The organism is Streptomyces sp. ICN903, assembly GCF_022015835.1.
Taxonomy (GTDB): Bacteria; Actinomycetota; Actinomycetes; order Streptomycetales; family Streptomycetaceae; genus Streptomyces; species Streptomyces fenghuangensis.
On the sequence record NZ_JAKMAY010000465.1, the window covers coordinates 1 to 3,059 of the forward strand.

Below are 3,059 nucleotides of genomic sequence, written 5' to 3' on the forward strand. Positions count from 1 at the left end.
CCCCAGCAGCTCCCCGCGCCCCCGGCCCCCGGCGCCCGTGAATCCGGACCGCTGAAGTCCGGCCTCGCGGAGCCCGGTTCACCGGAGGTCGGCCCCCAAGGGTCCGGGCGGGGAGCGGACCGCACCCAGCGGCAGGACCGGCCCACCGGCCCCGCCCGCGCCGGGCTGCTGATCACTCTCATCCTCGGCGGCCTCACCGCCCTTCCCGCGCTGTCGATGGACATGTACCTTCCGGCGCTGCCCGACGTCGGCACCGCCTACGGCAGCCCGGCCGCCCAGGTGCAGCTCACCCTCACCGCCTGCCTGCTGGGCCTGGCCGTCGGCCAGCTCGTCATCGGCCCGATGAGCGACCGCTTCGGCCGCCGCCGCCCGCTGCTGGCGGGCATGGCCGGCTACGTCCTGGCCAGCGCCGCCTGCGCGCTGGCGCCGGGCATCCACTCCCTGACCGCCTTCCGCCTGCTGCAGGGCCTGGCGGGGGCGGCGGGCATCGTGATCGCCCGGGCGGTCGTGCGCGACCTGTACGACGGGCTGGCCATGGCCCGCTTCTTCTCCACCCTGATGCTGATCTCGGGCGCCGCCCCCGTCCTGGCACCCGTCTTCGGCGGGCAGGTGCTGCGGTTCACCGACTGGCGCGGTGTCTTCCTCGTGCTCGCCGCCTTCGGCCTCGTCCTCACCCTCGTCACCGCCTGGCGGCTGCCGGAGACCCTGCCGCCGGCGCGGCGGCACGGCGGCGGCGTGGCCGACGCCCTGCGCACCATGCGCGGCCTCTTCGCCGACCGGGCCTTCACCGGCTACCTGCTGGTGGGCAGCTTCGGCTTCGCGGCCCTGTTCGCGTACGTGGCGGCATCGCCGTTCGTCATCCAGGAGATCTACGGCGCCTCGCCGCAGACCTTCAGCCTGCTGTTCATGGTCAACTCCATCGGCCTGGTGGCCTTCGGCCAGATCAACGGCAAGATCCTGGTCGGCCGCGTCTCCCTGGACCGCGTCATCGCCGTGGGCCTGGGCGTGATCGCGCTCTCGGCCGCCGCCCTGCTGGTGATGACCTCCGGCCTGCTGGGGAAGGCCGGGCTCCTGCCCGTCTCCGCCGGCCTGTTCGTGCTGATGTCCGCCATGGCGCTGGTGCTGCCCAACGCCAACTCCCAGGGGCTGATGCGCACTCCGCACGCGGCGGGCTCCGCCTCCGCCCTGCTGGGCACCTCCCAGTTCCTCGTCGGCGCGATCGCCTCCCCGCTGGTGGGCGTCGCGGGCGAGGACACGGCCGTGCCGATGGCGGTGGTGCAGCTGGTGTGCGCGCTCGTCGCGATCGTCTGCTTCGCCGCGCTGTGCCGCCCGAGGCGCGGACGGGGGCGCGTACGGGACCGGTCGGCGTAACGAGCGCCGGGAAGCCGCGCACCGTCGTGCGCGCGGGCCCCCGCGAGCCGCCGCTCGCGGGGGCCCGCGCCGTTCACAGAGCCGCCGCGGCGGCGCGGCGGCGCCCGAAGACCTCGGCCAGCCGGGGGCGGTGGGCGGCGAGCCGCCGGGTGCGGTTGGCGGTGAGGACGCCGACCAGCTCGCCGCCCCGGTGGTAGGTGACCTCCAGATGCCGGCCGGGCACGTCGTACTCCACCGTCCGCGCCTCGTCGGCGAGGTGCGGCAGGCCCAGCGAGCGGAAGCGGACCCCGTACTGGTCGGACCAGAACGAGGGCACCGCGGCGGGGAGCCGGGGCAGCTCGCCGTCCCCGGCCGGGTGCAGCAGGACCCGGGCGGCGACGGCGGCGTGCTCCACCGCGGCGCTCCAGTGCCCCAGGTGGAGCGTGCCCTCGACCAGGGGGTGCGGACGGCGGGAGGCGTCGCCGACGGCGAGGACGCCCGGCACCGCCGTGCCGTCCTCGGCGAGGGCGCGGCCGTACTCGTCGCAGACGACGGCGCCGTCCAGGAGCAGGCCGCTGCCGCGCAGCCAGGCCGTGTTGGGCACGTCGCCCAGGGCCGGCAGGACGACGGTGGCCGGGACGTGGGCTCCGTCGTCCAGGTGGGCGCCGGTGACACGGCCGGTGCCGGTGAAGGACCGGACCGTGGTGCCGGTGCGCAGGTCGACGCCCGCCTCGCGGTGCAGACGGGCGACGAAGTCTCCGGCGACCGTTCCGACGCCGCGCGCCATGGGCGCTTCCCCGGCCTCGACGAGGGTCACGGGCACGCCCAGCTCCGCCGCGGTGGCGGCGGCCTCGGAGCCGAGGAACCCGGCGCCGACGACGAGCAGCCGGGCGTCCTCGGCGGCCAGCTCCCGGCGCAGCGCGCGGGCGTCGTCGAGGGTGCGCAGGGTGTGGACGCCGCCGGGTACCGGCGCGGGCCAGGGCCGGGCCGCGGCGCCGGTGGCGATCACGAGGGCGTCCCACTCCAGGCGGCCGCCGTCGGCGAGGACGAGCGTGCGCTCGGCCGGGTGCAGGGCGGTGGCGGCGGCGCCGGTGCGCAGCTCGACGTCCAGGCCGTCGGTGGACGGCAGGGCGATGTCGCCGATCTCCCTCTCCCCGGCGAGGAGTTGCTTGGACAGCGGGGGCCGGTCGTAGGGGGGATGGGGCTCGTCGCCGACGAGGGTCACCCGGCCGTCGTAGCCCCGCTCCCGCAGGGCGCGGGCGGTGGCGGTGCCCGCCAGGGAGGCGCCGACCACCACGATGTGGCGCGGGCCCGGGTGCGCGCTCACGCGCCGGCCTCGGCGGTGTGGAGGGTGACGGCCCGGACCGGGCAGGACGCGGCGGCCTCCCGGACGGCGGCGCGGACCTCCTCGTCCTCGGGGACCTCCTCGACGACGAGGAGGTTGTCGTCCTCGTCGAAGGAGAAGTGGTCGGGGGCGGCGAAGACGCACTGGCCGTGGCTCTCGCAGCGGTTCATGTCGACGTGGATGCGCATGGATCACTCCTGGTGGGTGCCGCGTCGCGCCGTGCCGCACCGGCGGCGGAGGCGGGAGACGCGGACGAAGGGACGGGAGGCGGGGGCGGACGGGGCGTCAGACGGCGCTCGGTGCCCCGGCCGCGGGCACGGGAGGGTTGAAGCGCGAGAGCGCGGGCGGGCTCCACCCGGCGGGC

Annotated in this window: 3 protein-coding genes; 1 reads left to right on the forward strand and 2 read right to left on the reverse strand. The window is 76.9% G+C overall.

Going from position 1 to position 3,059, the window contains the following annotated elements; genetic code table 11:
- Positions 1 to 51: 51 nt before the first annotated feature.
- A complete protein-coding gene (locus L7D48_RS27740) occupies positions 52 to 1,371 on the forward strand; it encodes a multidrug effflux MFS transporter (RefSeq protein WP_237883688.1) in 1,320 nt (439 codons plus the stop codon).
- 73 nt (positions 1,372 to 1,444) lie between these two features.
- On the opposite strand, the gene L7D48_RS27745 is transcribed toward L7D48_RS27740, so the two are convergent.
- Both L7D48_RS27745 and L7D48_RS27750 read right to left on the reverse strand, forming a co-directional pair.
- Positions 1,445 to 2,677 carry an NAD(P)/FAD-dependent oxidoreductase gene (locus tag L7D48_RS27745; RefSeq protein ID WP_237883685.1) on the reverse strand — a complete coding sequence of 411 codons (1,233 nt, stop codon included), beginning with the start codon at positions 2,675 to 2,677 and terminating at the stop codon, positions 1,445 to 1,447.
- Positions 2,674 to 2,883, reverse strand: a complete 210-nt coding sequence (locus tag L7D48_RS27750) for a 4Fe-4S domain-containing protein (protein ID WP_237883686.1) — start codon at positions 2,881 to 2,883, stop codon at positions 2,674 to 2,676. Before L7D48_RS27750 ends, L7D48_RS27745 begins: the two co-directional genes overlap by 4 nt.
- Between the last annotated feature and the right edge of the window lie 176 nt (positions 2,884 to 3,059).